A 23,794-nucleotide genomic window follows, 5' to 3' on the forward strand; every position below is an offset into this window, starting at 1 on the left:
CAATGAGCGAAAACGTACAACACTCCAGCGAGCAGAAGCGCGGTATTTTTATTACCGTCGCAGTGATGGTGCTGTTTATGCTGGCGGTGCTTGCGGGCTTTCTGCACAAGATGGGGCAGCCGCGGGTCATTACGGATTCGGAACTGCGCGCCAATGGTGCCATCAAGCTGGAGCGCCCACGGATTGTGGATGAGTTCGAGTTGCTTGCAGACACCGGCGATGTATTCAAGACAACCCAAATGACGGGCCGCTGGACCCTGGTGTTTTTCGGTTTTACACATTGTCCGGATGTGTGTCCAACCACCTTGTCGACGCTGAACAGTTTTTACCAGACCCTGGATGAGGAAACACGCAAAGACACCGATATATTGCTGGTGTCGGTTGATCCGCAACGGGACCAGCCACAGCAGTTGCACAACTATGTGCGCTACTTTAATCCGGAATTTTCCGCGGTCACTGGTGAGTTTCTCAACCTCAAACGCTTTGCCAATCAGCTGAATGTTCCGTTCAGCAAGGTGCCGCTGGAAGATGGCAATTACACCGTCGACCACGGCTCGCAAGTGGTACTGATCAATCCGCGCGGTCACTACCACGGCTTCTTCAAGGCACCCCTCGATCCCGCGAAAATGAAACTGACTTATCGTTCGATGCGTGCGACCTTCAACGGCTAGAAACGGAATTTCTAGTCGTTTTATGGATACAAGTCTCACCGCGGACAACCAACACTGAAATCACGCATCGCTGGCGCTAAGATGGTGTCCGCAACCAATTCAATACGAAAATGGAATTTCTATGTTTTCGCTTAACGTCCAGCAGGGCGCGCCGGTAATTCACGCGGCGGCGCCGTTCGACAACAAAAGCCTGTGGCTGCCCGCTGCCTTCCTTTGCCTGCTCGCCATCCCCTTCGGTTGGGTTGGCGTATTCGCGCCAGCCATCTGGCTCGGATTGGTGGCGATTGAAAATACCGCGCGCTGGAAAAAAGCCGTGAGTTTTTCCATCACCGGTCTTCTGATGTTGGTGGTGAACAGCGGTGTGGTTCCCGACAATACCCACATCACCGTATTGCCGCCTTATAGTGATGCCGACGGCAATACGATTTACGCGAGCTTCCGCCCGGCAAAGGCGGTAATCGCCCTGACCATTGTGTTGTTCATGCTGATGCGGCCACAGCCGCTAAAGCGCGCAGACCTGCCGCTGATACTTGCGGTCATTGCTGTGCCGATTGTTGCCGGCGCAATCCTGATCGGCGTCGATCCCAAGCTCAATGCCACGATCGCCATCGCTGCAGTGATCAACCTGTTGGTGGTGTGTATAGCGGAAGAGGGGTTTTTCCGCTGGGTGCTGCAGCGCGGCCTGGATACCTGCCTGAAAAAATGGAAATGGGTGGGCATGCTGATGGTTGCCGCAGTTTTCACCAGCCTGCATACCGGCTGGGCCGCGTCACCAGCGCTACTGGCGCTTGTTGGTGTCGCGGGCCTGGGTTACGCACTGGTGTGGCAGTTGCGCGGAAGCTTCTGGGCCTGCGTACTCACCCACTGGGGCGTGAACCTGTTGCATATGACCCTCCTGCCATACCCCGGGTGATATCGGTCCGCCGTCGCAGCTGGTGCCATGGGTATCGATGCCCGCCTGCAACTCGGCGATCTCGGTTGCCATGGGCTAGTCTGGAAAGAGACCGAATGGTGGCAAAAAAATCTGCTGGGACTGAACGTTCAAGCGGGGAATGATGGGCTTTAGACGACGGGTGTTCGGGCGGCGTTATCTGGGGTATCTGGGCATCGTGTTGGCTCTGCCCTGGGCTATCTGGTTCATCGCTGGTCTGTTTGGATGGGAACCCTCGCTGATCACGGTGTTTGGCGTGCCTGGCCTGCGTATACCGGCGACCTGCGCGATTGCCGGTCTGCTGCTTGCCGCTATCGGGTTCTGGCAGAACTAACACTCTCTGGGGCGAGGGACCGCCAAATGTTTCGGTTATCCGACCTATTTATCTTTCTCGCAGTTGCCATCTCATTTGCCTTGTCCAGCTACCTCTGGTTCAACGGCTATCGTGAACAGGGCGTGTTCACCGCCCTGTGGACTCCGAGCATTCTCTGTTTCGGCATTTACGTCAAAGTTTCTGCGCTGCTGGCGCGTGGCGAGTAACCATGTCCGACAAACTGATCCTGTATGTGGGCGTGGCTGTCTTCGTGCTGATGCTGATCGGAATCGGTCTGACGGTGTATGCATTCCATCGAGCGGGGTGCGAGCCGGTTAAGCCGCCGCGGCATGTCCGGGGGCGGCGCAGGTCACACCGGCATAGCGGACACTGATTTAACGCTTCAGTCCCGTGCGGTGCGCAGTTGGCCGAGCATAAAGAGACTGCCCGCCGCCAGCACGATGGACGGCCCCGCCGGGCTGTCCCAGATCACCGAGGCGGCGAGACCGAGAAGTACCGATACACAGCCGATCAATGACGCAAAGCCGGCCATCTGCTCGGGGGTTGAGGATATCCGTCGCGCGGTGGCCGCGGGAATGATCAGCAGCGCGGTGATCAGCAGTACGCCCACCACTTTCATGGCAATCGCGATCAGCAGTGCCAGCATCAGCATCAGTGCCAGGCGCACGCGTTCGATTTTCACGCCTTCCACCGCCGCCAGTTCTTCGTGCAGGGTAAACGCCAGCAGCTTCGGCCACAGTCGCCACAGCAGCAGGGCAATTACCATTGCGGCGGCCGCCATCAGGATCAGGTCGCGGCCGGAGACCGCGAGCAGGTCGCCGAGCAGCAGTGACAGCAGGTCCACATTGATATTCAGCAGGCTCACGGTGACGATCCCCAGCGCGAGCATGGAGTGGGAGAGAATTCCCAGCAGGGTATCCACCGACAGGTTCCGGTGGCGGTGGAAGTACACCAGCAACAGTGCCAGCAGGCAGCTGGTGGCGCCCACCGCGACGGTGGGCTGGATATGCAGCACAAAACCCAGGGTCACGCCGAGCAGCGCTGAGTGGGCGAGGGTATCGCCGAAATAGGCCATGCGCCGCCACACCGCGAAGCAGCCCAGTGGGCCGCTAACCAGGGCCACCAGCAATCCGGCGGCGAGGGCGAACCAGAGAAACTGGCTGTGCAGCAGCTGGGAAAATTCGTTCACGGTGCGTCCTGATCCGGTTTGTCTGCGGTGCTGTGTGGGGTGTTATGGTGCCCGTGGGAGTGCTGGTGATCGTGGCCGTGGGAACATACACCGTCGTCCACCACCTCGCCGCTCAGGTCATGGTGGTGATTGTGCTGGTGGGTGTAGAGCGCGAGCTTGTCGCCGAACATTTCCAGGTACACCGGATCCTTGCTCACCTGTTCCGGGTGGCCGTGGCAGCAGATGTGCTGGTTGACGCACAGCACGCGATCGGTGGCCGCCATCACCAGGTGCAGGTCGTGGGAGACCAGCAGCACACCGCAGTGCAGTTCGTCGCGCAGCTGTGCGATCAACTGGTACACCTCGCTCTGTCCGCCAACATCCACGCCCTGGGTTGGTTCGTCCAGCACCAGCAGTTGTGGTTTGCGCGCGGCGGCCCGTGCCAGCAGTACCCGCTGCATTTCGCCGCCGGACAGGTCCGCGAGGCGCGCCCCAGCGAGTTGCATCGCGCCCACCCGCGCGAGGGCGTCCGCCACCTTGACCCCATCGATCCCCAGTTGCAGGAAACGGCCCACGGTCATCGGCATGGTCGCGTCGATCTGCAGGCGCTGGGGCATATAGCCAAGGCGCAGACCGGGGCGACGCTCCACCGTGCCAGAGGTGGGCCTGGTCAAACCCAGCAGCAGGCGCAGCAGGGTGGTTTTACCGGCGCCGTTGGGGCCGATGACGGTGACAATTTCCGCCGGCTGCAGCTCCAGGGAAATATCCCGCAGCAGCTGCCGCCCGGCGATTTCCAGGCCGATATTGTGGGCGCGGATAAGCGGTGCGGATGCGCTCAGGGGAGACTCCAGATCGGGTGAACGGGTGAAAAGGATGGGTGATTTCGGCTGGCGAGTGTAAGCCGGGTGTGATTATATCGCACTGTTTTTCGCCAACCCGGGCCCGATGCCCGGCGTCGAACCGGATAGTCATGTTGAAGTTTTTGTCGCCGCGATCCCTCAAGAATACCGTTGCCATCCGCCTGTCTGTCCTTGTACTCGGGGTGTTCCTGCAGGCCTGTGGCGAGCCGGAAGCCACTCGGCCGGTCGGCAGTGGCGAAATCGTGGTAAGTGTCGGCCCACTGGCACTGATCACCCGTGAGATTGCCGGAGAGGATGCCGTGGTACGCCAGCTGGTGCAGGGTGGCGACCCCCACCACTACGCTCCCAAGGTTACCGATCGCATGGCGATGGAAAAGGCGCAGCTGGTGATCTGGATGGGGCCGGCGATGGAGTCGGTCTTGGCGCGGCAGATGTCGCTGCTGCCGGCGGAGCGCCAGTTGGGGCTGCTGGACGCGGGCGGCTATGAATTCGACGGCGCGGACCGGGACGATCCCCACCTGTGGCTGCGGCCCCGTAACGCGGCGGTGATGGCTGCGCACATCGCCAACCGCCTTGCGCAACTGAATCCGGCACAGGCGGATGCGTACCGCGCGCGCGCGCGGGATTTCTCCCGCGCCATGGCCAACCTGCAGAAGGTGCAGGACCGCGCATTGTGGGCCTATCGCGATGTGCCCATCGTCTCTACGCACAAGGCCTACGGACAGTTTTTCGGTCCCGCCGGGGTGAAAGTTACGAGCCTTGGCGGCTCCGCCAGCCACCAGCACGGCGCTCGCGCGATACTGGAAAAACAGGAAGCGGTGCCGGCAGATGGTGACGACACCGGTGAGGGCGACGCGGTGCGCGGCTGCCTGTTTGGTGAAGTACCCGCCAATGATCGCGACCGCCAGACCGCAATGAACCTCAACTTGGGTTACCAGGCCCTGGATCCACTTGGGTCAAACCTGCCAGCAGATGCGGATTACCGTCAGCTGATGGAGCAGCTGCTGGCGGATGCGCGCCTGTGCCTGGGCAGGGTGCCCGACCACAGCCGCTAACTGCCAGTGCGGGTCAGGACGGTTCCTGCAGCTCCTGTTCACCCGCGGCTTCCTGCGCCGGCTGCAGTTCGCCAGCCTTCTGCTCCAGCCTGAGCGGCTGCGGCAGCTTTACCGGCTCGCTTTTCACTCCCGCCGGTGCCAGCTGTTGTTGCTGCTCCGCTGGCGACTTCTCAGCGAGGGTCTCCTCGCCCGAATTCACCCCTTCAAGCCGCAGTGACTGCAACTGTTTGCGCTGGGCTTCACTCAGCAATTGCAGCAGCTCCTGGCGGTGTTGTGCCGCCTGTTGCGCCGCGTGCGCCTCGCTATCCGAGGATCGCTCCGCGACTTGCGGCGCGGGATAGCCGATCACTTCCACGTGCTCCATGGATTGATCCGCAGCCTGTGCGCTGGCGGCCATAACCGCAGCCAGCAACACCGCGGGGTAAAGGCGGGGTTTCATGGTGATTACCTCTGTGCGATATCCCTGATACAAGCCTAGAAGCTCGCGGGTAGAGGTTGGCGCCAGTGCGGTGACCGGGGCGCTGGTGGCGGCGGAGCGAGCGCAAAATGCCGATCGCGGGTATCCTGTCGTCCTGCAACGCTTGAACCGGTTTCAAGCAACCCACCCGCAACAGAATTCCGCGATTCCCTATGAGTAATGACAAAAACACCGCCGCGCCGTTGATCCTGGTGGACGGTTCTTCCTATCTCTACCGCGCCTTCCACGCGCTGCCGCCGCTCGCCACCAGCAAGGGCCAGCCTACCGGCGCCGTGCGCGGTGTGATTTCCATGCTGCGCAAGCACCTGAAGGAGCATCCGGATAGTCCGGTGGTGGTGGTGTTCGATGCCAAGGGCAAGACCTTCCGCGATGAGCTGTTCGAACACTACAAGTCCCACCGCCCGCCGATGCCCGACGACCTGCGCGCGCAGATCCAGCCGATCCACGACATCATCGACGCCATGGGCCTGCCGCGGCTGGTGATCGATGGTGTGGAGGCGGATGATGTGATCGGCACTCTGGCCCTGCAGGGGGCGGAGCAGGGGATGGAGGTGATCATCTCCACCGGCGACAAGGACATGGCGCAGCTGGTGCGCCCGGGGGTGACCCTGGTGAACACCATGTCCAATACCGTGCTGGACGTGGACGGGGTAAAAGAAAAGTTTGGCGTGGGCCCCGAGCTCATCATCGACTTCCTCGCGCTGATGGGCGACAAGGTGGACAACATTCCCGGTGTGCCCGGTGTCGGCGAAAAAACCGCACTGGCGCTGCTGCAGAACCTGGGTAGCCTGAAAGATATCTACGCGAATCTGGATGCGATCGCGCCGCTGGGTTTCCGCGGCTCAAAAACCCTCGCGAAAAAAATGGAGGAGCACAAGGACGCGGCGGATATGTCCTACGTGCTCGCCACCATCAAGACCGATGTGGATATGGACTACCGTCCGGAAGCGTTGACCAATGGCGAGCCGGACACGGACAGGCTGCGCGAGCTGTTTAGCGAACTGGAATTCCGCGGCTGGGTGGACGAGCTGGGCGGCAGCGATGGCGGAGAGTCCGCGGCAGAGGTGTTGGCGGTGGAGCGCAACTACAGCGTCATCACCGACGAGCAGGAACTGGACCGCTGGCTGGAAAAGCTTAAGCAGGCCGAACTGTTCGCCTTCGATACCGAAACCACCAGCCTGAATTACATGCAGGCCAAGCTGGTGGGCGTGAGCTTCGCGGTGGAAGCGGGGGAGGCGGCCTACCTGCCGCTCGCCCACGACTATATGGGCGCGCCGGCGCAGGTGGATTTCGACCGCGCACTGGCCAAACTGAAACCTATCCTGGAAGACGCGCAATACAAAAAAGTCGGTCAGAACCTGAAGTACGACAGCCATATCCTGGCCAATTACGCTATCGAGCTGCGCGGCATCGCCTGGGACACCATGCTCGAGTCCTACGTGCTGAACAGCACCGCCGGCCGCCACGATATGGATAGCCTGGCCCAGCAGTATCTCGGTGAAACCACGATCAAATTCGAGGACATCGCCGGCAAGGGTGCCAAGCAGCTCACCTTCAACCAGATCGAACTCGAGAAGGCCGGCCCCTATGCGGCGGAAGATGCGGACATCACCCTGCGCCTGCACCAGGAGCTGAGCGGCCGCCTGGCCAAGGAGCCGAGCCTGCTCAACGTGCTCGAGGAAATCGAAATGCCGCTGGTGCCGGTGCTTACACGCATCGAGCGCAACGGGGCCTATATCGATGCAGCCATGCTGAAAAAGCAGTCGGTGGAGCTGGAGCAGAAAATGCGCGAGCTGGAAAAGCTGGCGTATGAGGAGGCGGGCGAGGAATTCAATCTCGGCTCCACCAAGCAGCTCGGTACCATCCTGTTCGAAAAGCTGCAGATCCCGGTGATCAAGAAAACCCCGAAGGGGGCGCCTTCCACCGCGGAACCGGTGCTGCAGGAGCTGGCGTTGTCCCACAAGCTGCCGGCGCTGATCATGCAGTACCGCGGCATGGCCAAGCTGAAAAATACCTACACCGACAAGCTGCCGCTGATGATCGATCCGGCTACCGGCCGCGTGCACACCTCCTATCACCAGGCGGTGGCGGCCACCGGGCGCCTGTCGTCATCGGACCCCAACTTGCAGAACATCCCCATCCGCACCGAGGAGGGCCGCCGCATCCGCCAGGCGTTTGTGGCCGATCCCCACATCAACGGTGGCAGTGTGATAGTGGCCGCGGACTACTCGCAGATCGAACTGCGCATCATGGCGCACCTGTCCGGCGACAGGGGACTTCTGGATGCGTTTGCCGAGGGGGCAGACATTCACCGCGCTACCGCGGCGGAGGTATTTGAAGTGCCGGTGGATGAGGTGAGCGATGAGCAGCGCCGCCGCGCCAAGGCGATCAACTTCGGCCTGATCTACGGCATGAGCGCCTTCGGACTCGCGAAACAGCTGGATATCCCGCGCGCGGATGCGCAGACCTATATCGACCGCTATTTCGCGCGCTACCCCGGCGTGCTCGCGTATATGGAAAACACCCGCAAGCAGGCGGCGGACAAAGGTTATGTCGAGACCCTGTTCGGCCGCCGCCTGTACCTGCCGGAGATCAACTCGCGCAACGCCATGCTGCGCCAGGCCGCCGAGCGCACCGCCATCAACGCGCCGATGCAGGGCACCGCCGCGGACATCATCAAACGCGCAATGATCGCGGTGGATGCCTGGTTGCGGGAAGAACAACTCAAGACCCGTTTGATCATGCAGGTACACGATGAGCTGGTACTGGAAGTACCGGCGGACGAGCGCGAGCTGGTGGTGAAGCGGATTCCCGAGTTGATGCAGGGCGCCGCGCAGCTGGATGTGCCTCTGATCGCCGACCTGGGACAGGGAGCGAACTGGGACGAGGCGCACTGAAACCGGACTGGTGGCGGTGTCGCCACCGGTTTTTGCTCGCACGCACCACGAAAAAATTTTTAAATTTTTTTCGTCTTTTTTCAAAATTGGCGGAACTACCCGCAAAAGGGGCTCTCTAAGAAGCAGATCGTTGGATTGCAACATCATCCCCAAAGCTTAGTCAGAAGCCCCTCGCCCCGAGACTACCCCCATCGGGGCTTTTTTTTGCCTGAATTTCGAACAGCGCCCGCTGCGTGTGACTATTAATTGCACGGGCGCAGGTTTTTTTCTCCGCCTGCGAGGAATAATGTCTCAGAACAGAAATAATTTGCCCCCGCGCGGGGAGGATGTGGGATACAGTTCCGGCATCCGAAAACGGCGAAAAAAGTGGGGAACCTTCGCTGTCGAGCTTAGTCTTTGTACTGAAGGAAATGCATCGGATGCAGTGGAATTTGGGTGAGAACCCAAGGATGCGCCCGTCCCCCTGGGCGCATTCCCCAAGTGCCCATCCCCAAGGGCACTGACCCCTAGCCGGCAGCTGCAATCTGCCGGCTTTTTTTTGCCCGTCGTTTCGACAGGTCACGCCGCTCCCACAGATTGCCAGATCAGCTATCAGACCTCGCTGGCACCGGGAAATCTGACACTCAATTTCAGTTTAGTAGAAATCTGGCGGCGCAAGCCTCCTGCGCACAGTTCTTGGCGCTATCGTTTATTTGCAAATGATAATCGTTATCACTAATATGATTTTCGCCTTGAAATCATGTGATGCCCGGGACAAGGAGTTGCCGTGAACCTGAGATTTTTGTGTGCCAACCACCGCCAGTGGTTGATGAGTGATCCCCGTCGCGCGGAGCAAGCGTGGCGGGACTGGTTGGAGCGCGGACATTTGCTGTGTGAGGAGGGGCAGTACCTGCAGGCGCTGCCATTTCTGGGCTGCGCTTTCGAGCTCGCGGAGTTCCTGCTCAGCGAGCGCACACCGGGATTTTCCGTCGCGGTGATGCGCTTTACCGAAAGCGCTCGCCTGCTAATGGAGGCTTACCGTCAGCGAGGCGAGGGTGGACACGCCAATTATGTACTGGTGATATCCAGTTCTCGATTGGCGCGGGAGCTGGCTGACAGGGCTCACTACCCGCTAACCGCGGACTGTATCCGAATTCTTTACACTGCCGAGACCAGTGTGCCTGAACCCTGGCGCAAACGGGCGCGAGACACTCCGGAGGAGTGGACCCAGTCCGCCGCAGCGAGTGGCGCGGCACCAAGATTGCATTGATTGAGGGGGATCCCCCATGTCCGCGCGCGACGATTACCTGAAAATCCAGATCAGCCAGCGCACGCTGGCATCACTGATAGCGGGCCGCCACCTTACCGCGGAACAGCTGCGGGGGTTGAACCCAACAGCACGGCGCGCGCTGCGACGGATTCTGCTGGACAGTCTGAGAGAGGAGGGGTTGGGGGGCGGCCATTAAATCCGCCCACCCCGGCGCTTGCTGTGGATAACCTTTCCCGATTTTTCCAAAACCGTCTTTACTGTTTTGAGGATACGGGTCCGAATAGGAAACCAGAGGCCGGTTACTGCGGATCGCTGTCCTCTTCTCCGGAGATTTCCTCTTCAGAACCCATCGCTGGCAGCGCCAGCCACTGGTTCAGGCGCTGCTCAAGCTTTTCCAGCCCCTGGCGTTTGGGGGCGGAGAAGGTCTGCACCGTGACATTGGTGAAGAGATTGAGCGCTTTGAGCTCTTTCTCTACCGCAAAACGGGCATTGTTGGCGGGGCCGTTTTTGAGCTTGTCCGCCTTGGTAAGCAGGATATGCGCCGGCAGGCCGGAAGTGACTGCCCAGTTCAGCATTTGCAGGTCGAATTCCTTCAGTGGCTGACGAATATCCATCAGCAGCACCAGGCCCTTGAGACAGCGGCGCTGCTCCAGGTAGAACGCCAGATGGCGCTGCCACTCGTCCTTCATGGAGCGGGTGACCTTGGCGTAGCCGTAACCCGGCAGGTCCACCAGCCGCTGGTGCTCTCCCAGTGAGAAGAAATTGATCAGCTGGGTGCGCCCCGGGGTTTTCGAGGTGCGCGCCAGCTTGCCGTTATTGGTGAGCGCATTGATCGCGCTGGACTTGCCGGCATTGGAGCGCCCGGCAAAGGCCACTTCGGCACCGGAATCCTCCGGGCACTCGGCGAGGGTGGGCGCGCTGGTGAGGAATTGCGCGCGGCGATAGTTGATTTGTTCTGGATTGGATTCAGACATGAGTCTTCCCGGTACACTCAGATGGCGCGCAAGTATATAATGCCGCGGTTTTATCGTCGCTGATGGCTGCCGGGCGTATGGTTGCTGCCAGCAACGAAGATCGGATGCAAAACTTCAGCGCGCAACAGGACGACGTATGAACAGCATTATAAAGAAAGCCGCTCTGGCTTTGGGGATGGTGGCATTCGCCCAGGTCGGGCACGCTGCCGGTGACGCCGCTGCGGGGCAAGCCAAGGCCGCCGTATGTGCCGCCTGTCATGGTGCGGATGGCAACAGCCCGGCACCGACTTTCCCGAAAATCGCCGGTCTCGGTGAAAAGTACCTGCTCAAGCAGATGCACGACATCAAGGGTGGCGCCCGCAAGGTGCCGGAGATGACTGGCATGCTGGACAACCTGAGCGATCAGGATATGGCGGATGTGGCGGCGTACTTTGCCTCCCAGAATATCCAGCTGTCCGGTTCCGAAGCGTTCTCCGTGATGCTGAACAACGGCGACAACGTTGACGGTCTGGCGCTGGGTCGCAAGCTGTTCCGCGCCGGCAACAGCACAACCAACGTACCTGCGTGCATGGGTTGTCACTCCCCGACGGGTCAGGGCAATGCCCCTGCCGGCTATCCGCGTCTGTCCGGTCAGTATGCCGAGTATGTGGAAAAGCAGCTGAAGGCTTTCCGCGAAGGCACCCGTGCCAACGATGGTGATACCCGCGTGATGCGCAGCGTGGCGAAGCAGTTGTCCGACGCTGAAATCAAGGCGGTTGCCAACTACGTCGCCGGCCTGACCGAGTAATCGGTAGCCGTACAACGCGTAAAGGCCGGTCTATGACCGGCCTTGTCGTTTGCGGGCGCCGGGTTGCACCGCATCCGCGGAACTTCAATAATTCGCGGGGTCTATATTCAGGCTGGCGTCAGCTAACCAGGCAGACAATGCCCGCCGTAAACAGAATAAAAGTTTGGAGTAAGTACCTATGAGAGCCGTTGTCGCCCTATTTACCATGCTGCTGAGCCTCGCGGCCTGCGCCCAGGATACCGCGGGAAAATTCGCCGCGGGTGAGTACTACGAAGTATTGCCCCAGGCCGTGGCCCAGGATGACAAAAGCAAGGTCGAGGTGACCGAGCTCTTCTGGTACGGCTGTGGTCACTGCTACCACTTTGAGGCGCCGCTGAAGAAGTGGAAGAAAGACATGCCCGCCGACGTGGCGCTGGTGAAAATCCCGGCCATCTGGCAGCCGGTTATGGAGATCCATGCGCGCCTGTTCTACGTGGCGGACGCCATGGGTGTGCTGGACAAGATGCACGACCCGATCTTCGGTGCCATCGCCCAGCAGCGCAAGATGTTTGCCAACCGCGACGGTCGCGACTGGGTAGCGGACGATGCGGCGATCGCCGAGCTGTTCGACAAGAATGGTGCCGACGGCGCCAAGGCCGTGAAGCTGATGAACTCCTTCGCCATCAACAGCAAGATCAAGCAGGGCCAGGCCAAGCAGCGTGCCTACAAACTTTCCGGCACCCCGGAGATGGTAGTGGCGGGTAAATACCGCGTGAGCAGCTCCCTGCCGGGCTACAAGGGCAAGGCGGAAGCCCAGCAGCTGATGCTGGAAGTGGTGGACTTCCTGGTCGAGAAAGAGCGCGCCGAAAAGGGCTGATCGCTCTGGCCGCAGAAACCCCGCCTCGCGCGGGGTTTTTTGTATCTGCTCGCCGCTCGCACCCCTGACCTGGCGCAGCCGCTGCTACGCTCAAACGGGGTACCGTCAAAATTTCCGCCAGCTTTGGTTCCGCGCCTTTTCGCATGACCCGATACCGCCCGCTCTACACCATCGCCCTGTTACTCTCCCTGTGGACCTGGGTTGCCCCCGTATGGTCCCAGCAACAGCTCCCGGACAAGAAAGGTGAACAGGACATCGCGGCGAAGGCGGTGGGCCTGCTGTCTTTCGTCGCGGTCGACTACCCGGAGTCGGTGACCGACGGTGTGGTGCGCGACCGCAAGCTGTACCGTCAGCAGCAGAGCAATGTCGAGGTCGCCAGCGCACTGCTGCAACAACTGCCGGACCGACCCGGTCGCGCCCAGCTGCAGGACAGCCTCAAGGAACTCGCCCGACTCATCACCGATCGCGCCGCCCCGGACCTGGTGCGCCGGCGCGCCAACACCGCCGCCGACCGCTTCGCCGCGCTCTACCAGTTGCCGCGCTCGCCCGCGGAATCGCTGCCATCGGGGGAAGAGGCCCAGGCGCTGTATCAGGACCGCTGCAGCCAGTGCCACGGCGAGCGCGGTGATGCCACGCAGCCAGAGCGACGCCTGGACGATCCGGTGCGCATGGCAAACCTGAGCCTCTACGATTTTTACAATGTGCTGGAACCCACCCGCAACGACGCTCACGATACAGCCGTCGACAGCGACCTCAGCAGCCGTCAGCGCTGGGCTCTCGCGGTGTTGGTTGCGGGTTTCAGTGCCCCGGAAATCGCCCCCGCGCCGCAGCTGGCGGAAAAGTACCCGGCACTGGTGGGCCTGCCCGGGATGGCGGTACTGCGCCCGGCGGAACTGCCGCAAGAAGCGCGCAATGCGCTCGTTTGGTGGCGCGCCCACCCCGCGGAAACCCGCCACCTGCAGCACCCCCTGGCGCGTGCCGCCGGACTTCTGTACCTGGCGCAGACCGCCTACCGCGGCGGCGACATCGCCAGCGCCTACCACCAGCTGATGCTGGGGCTGCGCGAGGGGTATCTGGAATCCCGCCCGCAACTGGCGCAGCGCAACCCCGCGCTGGCCACGCAACTGGACCAGCAGTGGCAGGATCTGCGGGTGGCCATCCTCGATCAGGCACCCACCAACGAGGTGATCGAAAAATTCCAGCGCCTGCAGGGCAATGTGGTGCGGGGCCGCGAACAGCTGCAACCCACCACCGGTGGCGGCATCTACGGCTGGGGCGCTCTGCTGTTTATCGCGGCGCTAGGGCTCGGCGCAGCGCTGTGGTACCGGCTCCGTCGCCGGCGCGCCGGAACGTCTTAGTGTGGCTTGGCGCGGAAACAAAGAAATTTGTCGTTTCCGCTGCCACTGTTGAGATTTGCGACTAGGCTTTTAATTAGGTTGTGCAAATAACCGCCAGTCGTAGAACCCAACAGAGAAGAGTGCCGCATGAAGTTTTTGCGTCAGTTGTCCTTCCGTCCCGTTCTCCTATCCCTGCTGCAAGCCTACATTCTCGTGCTCGCAGTATTCTTCCTGCTCCCCGTCATCGCCTCCGCCCAGGAGCAGACCGAAGACCAGGCAGCCACCCGCCAGTGGGCCGGCAACTGGCTCGTGGTCGGGCAGGGCGATGAACAGCTGGTGTGGCAGCTGAAGGCCGACGGCACCGGTTTTGCCCACGGCTTCCGCGCCGACGGCCAGCTCACCCACGGCTTTGCCATTTCCTGGCGTATTGAGGGCGACACCGTCCGCATCCGCACCGGCGGCACGCTGCACTGCAACAGCGGCATGGTGTACGCGCAATTTACCGGCTGGAGCCCGGTCACCCTAGACTTCAACGTGATCGATGGTCGTCATTGGCGCCAGCATAACGGCGGCATACTGGCGTTCCAGCGCCGTCTGCCCAAGTGGGAGACCCCCAACCACGGCGCCGCGTGCCCCAATCTTTACCAGGTCGATGGCAAGGACACCCAGCAAACCGCGTCCACAGGTAACTGATCTAGCGTGCCGGCCACCCGGGGTGTGGCAAACGTGCGGGCATCGGCCAAGAGCGCTGTGCGGCGAGGACCTCGCCGCCTGCGCGGGCAGATGCTACCCCCCGGCGGCGTGAAGCAGTGGACCGAGCTTCATCGACCAATCGAGTTTCAGGGACGAATAAAGCGCAAGTGGAGAACTGCTGTGAAACAGCAACGCTTTATTCCCACCATGCTGCTGGCAATGCTCGCCGCACTCGCCCTGAGCGCCGGCGCTGCCACTCAGGGTCCATCGAGCCAGGGCCGCGCTCCCGGGAGCAAGAATCCTGTAACCAGAGACAAGGGCAGCGCATCCCCCACGCAAAAAGTTACCGAGGCCGCCGACAAAGGTACCGCGCCGGAGCCAAAGCCTGTCACCGGGCAAACTAACCCACACAAAGACGATGACGCGGAGGCCGAGTACCGGGGCTGGCAGGCAAAATCCCGTCTGGAGGCGGACCAGTGGGTGGGCAACTGGCTCATCTCGCGCGATGGTGAAGCCCAGCACGTGTGGAGCCTGAACCGGGACGGCACCGGCCGCTCCTACGCCTTCTCCGATCAGGGCGGCAAGATGAAGTTTGCCTACGGCTATGACATCCGCTGGTACTTCGACCCGTTCACGCAGATGGCCAATATCAAGACCGAAAGGCGCATCGTGTGCCGCGGCGGTCGCATCTACCCTTATTTCCTCACCCTGAAATCCTATGAGAGTGACTACGCGGTAAAGGGCAAATACGCGTGGCAGACCACCTGGACCGAAGCCAGCATAGGCACCAACTACCTGCAGAAATCCCTGGTCGTATTCGTCGCACCGCTGTCGGGTTGGCACAACCCGGAAAAAGACGCCCCCTGTCCCGACTTCCCGCGGATGGACATCGAGAAAGATATCGATGTCGCCCTCGACCGCTGGGAGATGGAAGCGGTGCGGGAGCAAGAGCTGGTGGATACCACCCCCGCGGAAGACGAACCGGAATTTGAAGGCGAAGAGTTCACCGGTGAGGACTTCGGTCCCGCAGATGATGCCGGCAAAGAAAAGCCCACAGGCCAGTTGCCGCAACAGCGCAAACCCAGCGCCAAGGCGCGGGTGAAAGACCGCGCGGCCAAACCGGCCGACAAGCAACACCGCAAGCCCAAAAAACGCCACTCCAACTGACCCCAGCCCAACCCGGAGGCCGCCGATGAACGCACAGGTAAAGATTGATCAGCTACTGCAGCGCCTGAGTCCGATCCTCAATCGGGAACACCTGGTGATGTGCCAGTTGAACGAGGAACAGCTGCGGGAGTTCCTCGGTGACTGCCTGTGTATATTCCGCGAGCGCGAAGGCTTGTGCGCTCTGCTGCCGCGGCAGATCGCCGCGCGGGAACACCTGGCCACACTCGGCGACTTCCGCCAGATCACCCTGCATTTTTCCTCCTGCCTGCAGGTCCCGGGACTCATCGCCAGTGTGGTGCGCGAGCTGGCCGACGCGGGGATTCAGGCCAATGTGGTGTCCGCCCACCATCACGAGCACCTCCTCGTCAGCGAGGGCGATAGTAGCCACGCCATGCAGATCCTAAACGGGATCAGTAACCGCCTGCAGTACAGCTGAGCGCGCGCGGCCGAGACTAAACTGAAGCGACACCAATCGCAGTGACGGCAGGGAGTGCCGCGAAGGAGCTCCCTGCCGGCCATGCACATCGACTATCCCGCACCGCTGCCCCACGGTCGCATCCGCCAGTTACTGCCGGATTTTTTCGTGGTGCGTGGAACGGCGCGGATTGCGCCGGGCATCGTGGTCAATCGCAATATGGGGATTGTGCGCAGCGGGGATGACCTGCTGTTGGTGAATCCGGTGCGACTCTGCCCGGTCACCGAAGAGCGGTTGTGCGATCTGGGGCAGGTGCGCCAGGTGGTGCGCCTCGGCTTCTACCACGGCTGCGACGACCTCTACTACCGTGACCGTTTCAACGCCTTTTTCTGGCGCCAGGCCCACTCCGATCACTACCCATTGCCCCCCGCCGACCAGTTGCTAAGCGACAGCGGCTGCGGCCCGGTGAGCGGAGGGCGGGTGTTCGAATTCAGCCACAGCCAGGTGCCGGAAGCGGCACTGCTGATACCCCAGGCCGGTGGCCTGCTGCTCACCTGCGACTCGCTGCAGTACTGGAGCGGTTGGACCGGATGCAGCTGGGCCGGCAAGTGGATGTTGCGGCTGAGCGGGGTTCACCAGGGAATGCAGGTGGTACCGGCCTGGTGCCGACGCGCTACCCCCGAGCACGAGAACAACCAGCGTTGGCTGGCGGTGGATTTCCAGCGACTGCTGGACCTGCCGTTCTACCATCTGCTCGGTGCTCACGGTGACTTCTGCGCCGATCGCGCCCACGAGCTGGCCGAGCGCGCCGTCGCCAGCAGCTTCGCCGGCGCTCCCGTGCGGCACTGATCGCGCCGCCGCTTCCACCGGCCGCGCCCCGCGACCGTGAACCCCTCAGCACGTGTTAAGCTGCGCCAGTTATCCAGTCGACCCGTTATTTACTCTCAGAGTCCAGCATGAAAATAACCGCACTCACCGCAGGCCTGGTGATGGCCAGCGCGCTGCTCGCCGGCTGCAACGGCGACCTTAAGTCCCAGTCTCTGCAACCGGCTTCCGCGACTTCACTGCCGCCAACGAACCAATCCCTGCCCGGCGCCGATAGCGTCCGAGTGCGCAAGGACGTGGAGTTCCTGTCGGCCGATGCCCTCGCCGGGCGCCAGACTGGCAGTGCTGGCTACCAGAAGGCGGCGGACTATGTTGCGGCGCGCTTCAAGGCCCTCGGGCTCGAGTCCGTCACCGGTGACGATTATTTCCAGGCGGTGCCGTTCCGCGAGGCGAGCTGGGCCGGTGACCGCGCGACGTTGGTACTGCACGGTCGCGATGGCGACATCAGCCTGAAACTGGGGGAGGACTTTATGGCCGGGCCGCCCACGACGGCGGAGAACACCGCGGTAACCGGTGAGTTGGTGTTTGTGGGTTACGGCATTGAGGCACCGGAGTTCGGTCTCGACGACTACGCCGGACTCGACCTCAACGGCAAGATCGCGGTGATGCTGGATGGCCGCCCGCCGCAGCTGCCGAACGAAGTGGGTGCCCACTACTCGTCCGCGCGCACCAAGCGCAAGATCGCCGCTGCCCACGGCGCTGCCGGCAGCATCACTCTGAACACGCCGGCGCGGGAAGCCCGTCGCCCCTTCGCGCGCTCCGCCCAGTATCTGGCCGAGCCCACGTTCGACTGGCTAAATGCCGACGGCATGCCCGGCAGCGCGGTCGCCAGCATGCATCCGAGTATGGTGCTGGATATGCCTGCAGCGAAAAAACTATTCGCCGGAGCACCCAGGGAACTCGAGGCAATTTTTACCGAGATGGAAAAGGGCGAGACCCCGAAAGGCTTCGCACTGCCCGCCCGCGCGAGCCTGGCAAGCCAGTCGACCCACAAGCAGATCCAGAGTCCCAACGTGGTGGGCCTGTTGCCCGGCAGCGACCCGAAACTGAAACACGAGTTCGTGGTGTTCTCCGCACACCTGGATCACATCGGGGTGAGTGAGGAAGCGCAGGGCAAAGAGGGCGAGAGCGCTCACGACAAAATTAACAACGGCGCGCAGGATAATGCCGCGGGCATCGCGGTCATGCTGGAAGTCGCGCGGCTGTTCGCCGAAGCGGGCCGGGCCCCGCGCCGCTCCCTGCTGTTCGTGGCAGTAACGGCGGAAGAGGAGGGGCTGCTGGGCTCCGACTACTTCGCCCAGCACCCGCCGGTAGCGCCGGCGGCGATGGTGGCGAATATCAACCTGGATATGCCGATGCTGCTGTATCCGTTTCAGGACGTGATTGCGTTTGGTGCGGAGCATTCGAGCCTGGGTAAAACCGCGGCCAATGCCGCGGCGAGTACCGGCCTGAAACTGAGCCCGGACCCGATGCCGGAGCAGGTGATTTTCGTGCGCAGCGACCACTACAGCTTCGTGCGCCAGGGGGTGCCGTCGATCTACCTGATCACCGGTCGCGAGGCGGTCGATCCGAAAATCAGCGGTACCGAGGCGCAGGAGGGCTTCCTCAAGACTCGCTACCACCGCCCGAGCGATGAAGCGGATACTCAGATTAGCTACGTCGCCGCCAAGCAGTTTGCGGATGTGAATTTTGCCATTGCGAAGGAAGTGGCGGATGCGGAGCAGAAGCCGAGTTGGAATGCCGGGGATTTCTTTGGGGATCTTTATTCCGGTACTAAGTGACGACTGCCAGCAACTTTAGGTGCTTTGTATTGCCCGCAGTGGCGGCAAAGCACGAGTGATGGATATTCAGGGCCGGGCTCGGCGCCCCCCTTCAACATATCCAGTAGGCTGCGTCGCAAACGTCCCTGTTTGCGACGCTCCTGAAACCTCATTCCCTCCACTTTGCCGTCGCGTGTAATTTTTTCCTTCGTTAGTGTTTCTTCTTAACTACTACAGCCGTGCGCAATTTTTCTTTGCCAAAGCTCGACATTAGCGAAATCTCTTCCCGCGCGATCGGCAGATACTGGCTGTCCAGCGGATTGTCCTCGTCGTCCACATCCGGGTCGTGTACGTAAAAGCACTCGGTATCCATTCCCGTCAGCGTCACCCAGTGCGGCACTTTTTTTCCGTCCAGCCGATAGGTGCTGATCAGCAGTAATACCAGCGCACCCTGTTCCAGCCAGTGCTGGCACTGCCCCTGGGTGAAGTCCTGGTCGACGAGGTGCAGGCCGCTGTCTGCGGCTTCACGGCGGAAGTCCGCATCCACCTGTTCGATCACCGCTTTTTTCTTCGGATTGCGCACGCTGTCGATAAACAGGGTACTGCTCTGGTTCAGGTAGACCTCACAGTTGAACCCGCGTTTCTGCATTGCCAGCGCCAGGCCTATGGGGTGGCAGCCGCCGTGGCCGGAGGTCATGAAGATGGTGGTGGCTTCGCGCCACAGCGCGAGTTCGTCGCTGGCATTGGGGGCGTAACTCGGGTCGAGTCCGGCCATGGCCATCATCGCCGCGGCGGGACCGCAGGTGAATTCGGTGCGCTGGCCGTACCAGGGCACCGCGACCGTGTGCAGGTTTTCCGGGCGGTAGCGGATGCGCTTCTGCATACGCAGGGCGTTGCCGGAATCTTCGTAATAGTTGTCGTAGCTACCGAAGGTTCGGTAACCCAGCTGTTTGTACAGGGCGATAGCGGCGCTGTTTTGCTCCGCCACTTCCAGGCGCATGTACAGGCGCCCGCTGCGGCTACTGGCATCTTCAGCCGCGGTGAGCAGCGCCTTGCCGATCCCTTTGCCCCGCCCGGCGGGGCCGACGGCGAGGGAGTAGAGTCGCGCGAGGCGGGTGCCGCGGCGCAACAGTACCAGTACATAACCCAGCAGGGTTTGGTCCTGCTCGGCCACCAGAAACACACGGTTGCCTGCCTTTACCCAGTGGCGAAAACGGCGCAGGCTGAGGCGATCGCCACTGAAACTGGCCTGTTCCAGCTCTGACAAGGCGTTGATATCCCGCTCTTCTGCGGGGCGTATACGGAACGGCTGGGTGTCGGAATGAGCGGGTATTGGAGCGGACATGGGCAGGCAGACTACCGGGCGGACACCGCAACAGCGCGGCGCAGGAAAGTTAGCAAATGGCTCAGAAAAAGATAGCCCCGCCTGCTCAAAAAAAATCCGCCTGGCGCGAAAAAATCAGTAGGCGCTGGGACCAAACTCTTCTATCTTTCGACAAATTGCCCGGACCTTATCCTGGCCCCGTTTCTCTTCACCTCCATTCTGTTGAGGTACTTTCCGGTTTCATGTCCCAAGTCCTGATTGTGATCGATAAGCCCGAAGACTGGGCTCCCTACTACCCCAGTGAGCGGGTGATTACGTTTACCGATTACCTCGCGCTGCCGGCGCGCCAGCAGCGGGTGCGGGTGATCAACCTGTGTGGCAGCTACGACTACCGCAGCGAAGGCTACTACTGTTCGCTGCTGGCGGAGGCGCGCAGTCACAACGTGCTGCCGAGTGTGCGCACCCTGAATGACCTGAGCCAACCGCAGCTGTACAAGCTGCAGCTGGCGCAGGCGATGCCGTCGCTGGCAAAACTGAAGCCGCCGGCGCCCGGTGCCGAATGGGTGGTGAAGTCCTACTTCGGCCGCTGCAGCGAGCCGTCCCTGCAGCCGCTGGCGCGGGCGTTGTTCGACCGCTTTGCCTGCCCGGTGCTGGAGATCCACCTGCGCGCGGATCGCCAGTGGGAGATCGTCGAGTTGAAAGTCTGTTCCCACAAGGAGCTGAATGAGACCGAAGAAACCGAATTTGCCGAGGCGCTGGACAACTTCAGCAACAAGGTCTGGCGCCAGCTCAAGAAGCCGGGCAACACCCGCTACGACCTGGCGATCCTGGTGAACCCGGAAGAAAAACTGCCGCCATCAGATGGCCCCGCGATCAAGAAATTCGTCAGTGCCGGGCGCGAGCTCGGGCTTTCCGTGGAGCTGATCGGCCCCGGGGATTACATGCGCCTGTCGGAATTCGACGCGCTGTTTATCCGCGAGACCACCGCCATCGACCACCACACCTATCGCTTCGCCAAGAAGGCCGAGGCGGAAGGGTTGGTGGTGCTGGACGATCCCACCAGCATCATGCGCTGTACCAACAAGATCTACCTCGCCGACCTGTTCGAGAACAACAAGGTGCCGGCGCCGCGTACCCGTATCCTGCGCCGCGGTGACGAAGAGGGAGTGCGTCGGGCAGCGGCGGAGCTGGGCCTGCCGATGGTGGTGAAAATCCCCGACGGTGCCTTCTCCAAGGGGATGGTGAAGGTGAACTCCGAAGCGGAACTCAGCAAGCTCGACGAGCTGTTTGCGGAGTCCAGTCTGCTGTTGGCACAGGAGTTCCTGTACACCGAGTTCGACTGGCGCATTGGCATACTCGACAACAAGCCGCTGTACGCTTGCCGTTACTACATGGTCAAGAACCACTGGCAGATCTACAGCCACACCAACAAAAAGAGCATCAGTGGCGGCTTCGATACACTGCCCACCTTCGAAGTGCCAAAGGCGGTACTGCAGGCGGCGATCAAGGCCACCAAGCCGATCGGTCGCGGCCTTTACGGTGTGGACGTGAAAGAATCCGGGGGCAAGGGCTACGTGATCGAGGTGAACGACAACCCGTCCATCGACAGCAGTGTCGAAGACAAGTACCTCGGCAAGGAGCTGTATCGCCTGATAATGCAGGAGTTTATTCGCCGGCTTGAGGCGCGTCGGGAGGGCGTTTCGAAGCGTTTGGAATAACCCGCAGAAAAATATTGCGTGGCTCATAAAAGTCGAAGTGCGTCACAAAACTTTATGCTAACCTTGGCCGCCCTGGCGGATATTAAGTCTGTCAGGGGAAGTAAAAAAATAAAACCAAGGTTTAGATATGTTAAAAAAACTGACTTTAGGGGCCGCGTTTGCGGGGCTGGGTTTAATTTCCGGTTGCGCCAGCATTCTGAGTGACAGCAATTATCCCGTTGTCATCAATAGCAATCCCTCCGGTGCCAACTTCGTGGTGGTCAACGAGGCGGGATACGACGTGCACAGCGGTGTAACGCCGAGTACCGTTACCCTGTCTGCATCGGACGGTTATTTCTCTTCCGCAAGCTACGTTGTTAAATTCCAGATGGCCGGCTTTCAAGAGCAAAGCTTCCAGCTGCGCGCAGGCATGGACGGCTGGTACATTGGCAATATTCTGTTGGGTGGCATCATCGGTATGCTGATTGTCGACCCTGCCACCGGTGCCATGTGGAAATTGCCGGAAAACGCTAATGTTACTCTCAACCCGGTTACCGCCTCTACCGGGCTGGAAACCATGACCATTGCTTCCATTCATCAGCTCAGTGACGAGGCGAAAGCCCAGTTGATCGCCATCAACTAATTGTCAGCTCTAATGGTCGATAGAAGGGTTCCGCACTTAGTCAGTGCGCGATGTGTGGGACCCCTCAGCTCTTTTCCTTTTGGGATATCGCAAACGACTGCGAGATCGCACGTTTGAAAACGTGTTGCGGATAAAAAAATAATCAAATAAAGGACTAAATAATGAAAATTTTTTCCCGTATTTCTTTGTTGTTGCTGGTAACTGTTTTTGCTGGGTGTGCGAACGTCAGCAAAATGCCGCTCAACGAAAAAACCACGGCAATTGATACCTCACAGAAAAGTATTCTGGTTGGCAAGTTGTCCATTCGTAACGACAACAAGCCCAACCATCAGCCCGATTTGCTCGCCGTATTTATCAATCAGAATGAAAAAGATTACTCCTTTACCAAGCCGACCCTGATTGCAGACCTGGATGCCGGCGGTAAAGAATATTTCATCAGCATGGAGGTGGAGCCAGGTAAGGCCAAGTTGAAGGTCGCGCGCTTCATGCGCCAGATCCCGCTGCTGTTGAATGCAATGGCCGACTTGCCTTTTGAATACGAAATTGATGTTCCGGCCAATGAAGTGGTTTATATCGGTAACATCACCGCCGTAATCAAGCCGCGCGAAGATGAAGAGCCCCGTGCTGGCCTGGTGATCCCTCTTATCGATCAGGCCGTTGCCGGTTTTTCCAATGGCACTTTCGAAGTGGTAATCAGCGATAACTATGCGGACGATATGGAAGCGCTGAAGGCAAAGTATCCCTATATCGCCAGCCAGACAATCGCCAAGAATATGCTGCCCGCCTGGACACACCCGGAATCCAGAACGGCACCGGCTACCATCCTCGCGGAAAAAACCGAGGAATAATTCGCGTCGGTACAGCAGTGAATCGTAAAAAAGCGAGCCTCGGCTCGCTTTTTTATTGGCTGGTAAAAACTCCGTGTACCGCGGATTATCCGTCTCGCGACACGTCCGGACTTTTATGTGAGCGCTCGACAGAGTTGCAGCCAGCGCTCGATCCCGGCACTGCGGTACTTCTGTCGGTGCAGGGCAAAGTAGAACTCGCGGTGGAAATCCCGCTGTGGCGCCGGCAGCTCCACCAGCGCGCCGCGTTTGAAGGCATCGGTCAGTGAAACTCGCGACAGGCAGCTGATACCGAGGCCAGCTTCCACCGCGCGTTTGATCGCCTCGGTGTGCTGGAGCTCAAGGCGGATGTTCAGTTCCGGCAGCAGCCCCGCCATGGCGCGCTCGAAGGTCTGGCGGGTGCCCGAACCGGTTTCCCGCAAGATCCAGGTGGCAGCCTTAAGGTCTTCGTCGCCCAGGCGGGCGCGTCTGGCCAGCGGGTGATCCGGCGCACAGAACACCACCAGTTCATCGTCCCGCCAGGGAATCATCTCCAGATCGGGATGGTTGAGCTCACCCTCGATTAGCCCCAGATCCAGCTCAAAGTTCAGTACTCCCTGGGCTATGGCCGAGGTGTTGGCCACTTCCAGCTCCACCCGCGCTCCCGGTTGCTCTTCCATATAACGGGCCATGATTCCCGCCGCCAGATAGTTGCCGATGGTGAGGGTGGCGCCGATCTTCAACCGGCCCAGGTCGCCGTGCGCCAGCAGGGTGGCCTCCAGTTCCCGC

General features: G+C 60.8%; 25 protein-coding genes. 19 read left to right on the forward strand and 6 right to left on the reverse strand.

Annotated features, from left to right (window positions below; all coding sequences use genetic code 11):
- The first annotated feature begins 2 nt into the window (after positions 1–2).
- From VIL80_RS03090 to VIL80_RS03105, 4 genes are all read left to right on the forward strand, one after another.
- Positions 3–671 carry an SCO family protein gene (locus VIL80_RS03090; RefSeq protein ID WP_332034694.1) on the forward strand — a complete coding sequence of 223 codons (669 nt, stop codon included), beginning with the start codon at positions 3–5 and terminating at the stop codon, positions 669–671.
- A gap of 121 nt (positions 672–792) precedes the next feature.
- Positions 793–1,584 carry a CPBP family intramembrane glutamic endopeptidase gene (locus tag VIL80_RS03095; RefSeq protein WP_332034695.1) on the forward strand — a complete coding sequence of 264 codons (792 nt, stop codon included), beginning with the start codon at positions 793–795 and terminating at the stop codon, positions 1,582–1,584.
- A 142-nt stretch (positions 1,585–1,726) separates the two neighbouring features.
- A complete protein-coding gene (locus VIL80_RS03100) occupies positions 1,727–1,936 on the forward strand; it encodes a hypothetical protein (RefSeq protein ID WP_332034696.1) in 210 nt (69 codons plus the stop codon).
- A gap of 26 nt (positions 1,937–1,962) precedes the next feature.
- Positions 1,963–2,142, forward strand: a complete 180-nt coding sequence (locus tag VIL80_RS03105; protein WP_332034697.1) for a hypothetical protein — start codon at positions 1,963–1,965, stop codon at positions 2,140–2,142.
- Positions 2,143–2,318: 176 nt separating this feature from the next.
- Here the strand turns inward: VIL80_RS03105 and VIL80_RS03110 are convergent, their stop codons facing one another.
- A complete protein-coding gene (locus VIL80_RS03110) occupies positions 2,319–3,125 on the reverse strand; it encodes an iron chelate uptake ABC transporter family permease subunit (RefSeq protein ID WP_332034698.1) in 807 nt (268 codons plus the stop codon).
- Positions 3,122–3,943 carry a zinc ABC transporter ATP-binding protein ZnuC gene (znuC, locus tag VIL80_RS03115; RefSeq protein WP_332034719.1) on the reverse strand — a complete coding sequence of 274 codons (822 nt, stop codon included), beginning with the start codon at positions 3,941–3,943 and terminating at the stop codon, positions 3,122–3,124. The genes VIL80_RS03110 and znuC overlap by 4 nt, the downstream gene beginning before the upstream one ends.
- Before the next feature lie 131 nt (positions 3,944–4,074).
- On the opposite strand from znuC, the gene VIL80_RS03120 reads away from it, so the two are divergent.
- Entirely contained in the window at positions 4,075–5,019 is a 945-nt protein-coding gene (locus VIL80_RS03120) for a metal ABC transporter solute-binding protein, Zn/Mn family (protein WP_332034699.1), read from the forward strand.
- A gap of 13 nt (positions 5,020–5,032) precedes the next feature.
- Here VIL80_RS03120 and VIL80_RS03125 read toward each other — a convergent pair whose 3' ends face one another.
- Entirely contained in the window at positions 5,033–5,458 is a 426-nt protein-coding gene (locus VIL80_RS03125; protein ID WP_332034700.1) for a hypothetical protein, read from the reverse strand.
- A 191-nt stretch (positions 5,459–5,649) separates the two neighbouring features.
- Between VIL80_RS03125 and polA the strand changes: the two genes are divergently transcribed.
- From polA to VIL80_RS03140, 3 genes are all read left to right on the forward strand, one after another.
- Positions 5,650–8,394 carry a DNA polymerase I gene (gene polA, locus VIL80_RS03130; protein ID WP_332034701.1) on the forward strand — a complete coding sequence of 915 codons (2,745 nt, stop codon included), beginning with the start codon at positions 5,650–5,652 and terminating at the stop codon, positions 8,392–8,394.
- Positions 8,395–9,160: 766 nt separating this feature from the next.
- Positions 9,161–9,643: a hypothetical protein gene (locus VIL80_RS03135; protein WP_332034702.1), complete on the forward strand. Its 483-nt coding sequence runs from the start codon at positions 9,161–9,163 to the stop codon at positions 9,641–9,643.
- A gap of 16 nt (positions 9,644–9,659) precedes the next feature.
- A complete protein-coding gene (locus VIL80_RS03140; RefSeq protein WP_332034703.1) occupies positions 9,660–9,839 on the forward strand; it encodes a hypothetical protein in 180 nt (59 codons plus the stop codon).
- A 103-nt stretch (positions 9,840–9,942) separates the two neighbouring features.
- Here VIL80_RS03140 and yihA read toward each other — a convergent pair whose 3' ends face one another.
- Entirely contained in the window at positions 9,943–10,617 is a 675-nt protein-coding gene (gene yihA, locus VIL80_RS03145; RefSeq protein ID WP_332034704.1) for a ribosome biogenesis GTP-binding protein YihA/YsxC, read from the reverse strand.
- 136 nt (positions 10,618–10,753) lie between these two features.
- On the opposite strand from yihA, the gene VIL80_RS03150 reads away from it, so the two are divergent.
- The 8 genes from VIL80_RS03150 to VIL80_RS03185 all read left to right on the forward strand — a co-directional run bounded on the left by VIL80_RS03150 (position 10,754) and on the right by VIL80_RS03185 (position 18,538).
- A complete protein-coding gene (locus VIL80_RS03150; protein ID WP_332034705.1) occupies positions 10,754–11,404 on the forward strand; it encodes a c-type cytochrome in 651 nt (216 codons plus the stop codon).
- Positions 11,405–11,582: 178 nt separating this feature from the next.
- Positions 11,583–12,260: a thiol:disulfide interchange protein DsbA/DsbL gene (locus tag VIL80_RS03155; protein WP_332034706.1), complete on the forward strand. Its 678-nt coding sequence runs from the start codon at positions 11,583–11,585 to the stop codon at positions 12,258–12,260.
- Positions 12,261–12,403: 143 nt separating this feature from the next.
- Positions 12,404–13,618, forward strand: coding sequence for a hypothetical protein (locus VIL80_RS03160; RefSeq protein WP_332034707.1), 1,215 nt, complete (start codon positions 12,404–12,406; stop codon positions 13,616–13,618).
- A gap of 126 nt (positions 13,619–13,744) precedes the next feature.
- Positions 13,745–14,290, forward strand: coding sequence for a hypothetical protein (locus VIL80_RS03165; protein ID WP_332034708.1), 546 nt, complete (start codon positions 13,745–13,747; stop codon positions 14,288–14,290).
- A gap of 180 nt (positions 14,291–14,470) precedes the next feature.
- Positions 14,471–15,457 carry a hypothetical protein gene (locus VIL80_RS03170; RefSeq protein WP_332034709.1) on the forward strand — a complete coding sequence of 329 codons (987 nt, stop codon included), beginning with the start codon at positions 14,471–14,473 and terminating at the stop codon, positions 15,455–15,457.
- Positions 15,458–15,482: 25 nt separating this feature from the next.
- Positions 15,483–15,893 (forward strand): ACT domain-containing protein, encoded by a 411-nt coding sequence (locus VIL80_RS03175; protein WP_332034710.1) that lies wholly within the window; start codon positions 15,483–15,485, stop codon positions 15,891–15,893.
- Positions 15,894–15,974: 81 nt separating this feature from the next.
- A complete protein-coding gene (locus tag VIL80_RS03180) occupies positions 15,975–16,721 on the forward strand; it encodes a hypothetical protein (RefSeq protein ID WP_332034711.1) in 747 nt (248 codons plus the stop codon).
- A gap of 107 nt (positions 16,722–16,828) precedes the next feature.
- Complete coding sequence (locus tag VIL80_RS03185) at positions 16,829–18,538, forward strand: M28 family metallopeptidase (RefSeq protein ID WP_332034712.1); 1,710 nt, start codon at positions 16,829–16,831, stop codon at positions 18,536–18,538.
- A 190-nt stretch (positions 18,539–18,728) separates the two neighbouring features.
- Here the strand turns inward: VIL80_RS03185 and VIL80_RS03190 are convergent, their stop codons facing one another.
- Entirely contained in the window at positions 18,729–19,862 is a 1,134-nt protein-coding gene (locus VIL80_RS03190; RefSeq protein WP_332034713.1) for a peptidase C39 family protein, read from the reverse strand.
- Positions 19,863–20,083: 221 nt separating this feature from the next.
- Here VIL80_RS03190 and VIL80_RS03195 point away from each other — a divergent pair, with 221 nt between their 5' ends.
- The 3 genes from VIL80_RS03195 to VIL80_RS03205 all read left to right on the forward strand — a co-directional run bounded on the left by VIL80_RS03195 (position 20,084) and on the right by VIL80_RS03205 (position 23,029).
- Entirely contained in the window at positions 20,084–21,559 is a 1,476-nt protein-coding gene (locus tag VIL80_RS03195) for a RimK family ATP-grasp domain-containing protein (RefSeq protein ID WP_332034714.1), read from the forward strand.
- A gap of 127 nt (positions 21,560–21,686) precedes the next feature.
- Positions 21,687–22,181 carry a hypothetical protein gene (locus tag VIL80_RS03200; protein WP_332034715.1) on the forward strand — a complete coding sequence of 165 codons (495 nt, stop codon included), beginning with the start codon at positions 21,687–21,689 and terminating at the stop codon, positions 22,179–22,181.
- Positions 22,182–22,342: 161 nt separating this feature from the next.
- On the forward strand, positions 22,343–23,029 hold the full coding sequence (locus tag VIL80_RS03205) for a hypothetical protein (protein ID WP_332034716.1): 687 nt from the start codon (positions 22,343–22,345) through the stop codon (positions 23,027–23,029).
- 113 nt (positions 23,030–23,142) lie between these two features.
- Here the strand turns inward: VIL80_RS03205 and VIL80_RS03210 are convergent.
- Positions 23,143–23,794, reverse strand: a 652-nt coding sequence (locus VIL80_RS03210) for a LysR substrate-binding domain-containing protein (protein ID WP_332034717.1), incomplete at its 5' end; no start/stop codon positions are given.

The sequence above is a fragment of the Microbulbifer sp. genome (assembly GCF_036563125.1).
In the GTDB taxonomy this organism is placed as follows: domain Bacteria; phylum Pseudomonadota; class Gammaproteobacteria; order Pseudomonadales; family Cellvibrionaceae; genus Microbulbifer.

Bases quoted from the DNA above. Each gene is read 5' to 3' on its own strand.
- VIL80_RS03090 (WP_332034694.1), top strand. From the start codon at position 3: ATGAGCGAAAACGTACAACACTCCAGCGAGCAGAAGCGCGGTATTTTT.
- VIL80_RS03095 (WP_332034695.1), top strand. From the start codon at position 793: ATGTTTTCGCTTAACGTCCAGCAGGGCGCGCCGGTAATTCACGCGGCG.
- VIL80_RS03100 (WP_332034696.1), top strand. From the start codon at position 1,727: ATGGGCTTTAGACGACGGGTGTTCGGGCGGCGTTATCTGGGGTATCTG.
- VIL80_RS03105 (WP_332034697.1), top strand. From the start codon at position 1,963: ATGTTTCGGTTATCCGACCTATTTATCTTTCTCGCAGTTGCCATCTCA.
- VIL80_RS03120 (WP_332034699.1), top strand. From the start codon at position 4,075: ATGTTGAAGTTTTTGTCGCCGCGATCCCTCAAGAATACCGTTGCCATC.
- VIL80_RS03125 (WP_332034700.1), bottom strand. From the start codon at position 5,458: ATGAAACCCCGCCTTTACCCCGCGGTGTTGCTGGCTGCGGTTATGGCC.
- polA (WP_332034701.1), top strand. From the start codon at position 5,650: ATGAGTAATGACAAAAACACCGCCGCGCCGTTGATCCTGGTGGACGGT.
- VIL80_RS03140 (WP_332034703.1), top strand. From the start codon at position 9,660: ATGTCCGCGCGCGACGATTACCTGAAAATCCAGATCAGCCAGCGCACG.
- yihA (WP_332034704.1), bottom strand. From the start codon at position 10,617: ATGTCTGAATCCAATCCAGAACAAATCAACTATCGCCGCGCGCAATTC.
- VIL80_RS03150 (WP_332034705.1), top strand. From the start codon at position 10,754: ATGAACAGCATTATAAAGAAAGCCGCTCTGGCTTTGGGGATGGTGGCA.
- VIL80_RS03155 (WP_332034706.1), top strand. From the start codon at position 11,583: ATGAGAGCCGTTGTCGCCCTATTTACCATGCTGCTGAGCCTCGCGGCC.
- VIL80_RS03160 (WP_332034707.1), top strand. From the start codon at position 12,404: ATGACCCGATACCGCCCGCTCTACACCATCGCCCTGTTACTCTCCCTG.
- VIL80_RS03165 (WP_332034708.1), top strand. From the start codon at position 13,745: ATGAAGTTTTTGCGTCAGTTGTCCTTCCGTCCCGTTCTCCTATCCCTG.
- VIL80_RS03175 (WP_332034710.1), top strand. From the start codon at position 15,483: ATGAACGCACAGGTAAAGATTGATCAGCTACTGCAGCGCCTGAGTCCG.
- VIL80_RS03180 (WP_332034711.1), top strand. From the start codon at position 15,975: ATGCACATCGACTATCCCGCACCGCTGCCCCACGGTCGCATCCGCCAG.
- VIL80_RS03185 (WP_332034712.1), top strand. From the start codon at position 16,829: ATGAAAATAACCGCACTCACCGCAGGCCTGGTGATGGCCAGCGCGCTG.
- VIL80_RS03190 (WP_332034713.1), bottom strand. From the start codon at position 19,862: ATGTCCGCTCCAATACCCGCTCATTCCGACACCCAGCCGTTCCGTATA.
- VIL80_RS03195 (WP_332034714.1), top strand. From the start codon at position 20,084: ATGTCCCAAGTCCTGATTGTGATCGATAAGCCCGAAGACTGGGCTCCC.
- VIL80_RS03200 (WP_332034715.1), top strand. From the start codon at position 21,687: ATGTTAAAAAAACTGACTTTAGGGGCCGCGTTTGCGGGGCTGGGTTTA.
- VIL80_RS03205 (WP_332034716.1), top strand. From the start codon at position 22,343: ATGAAAATTTTTTCCCGTATTTCTTTGTTGTTGCTGGTAACTGTTTTT.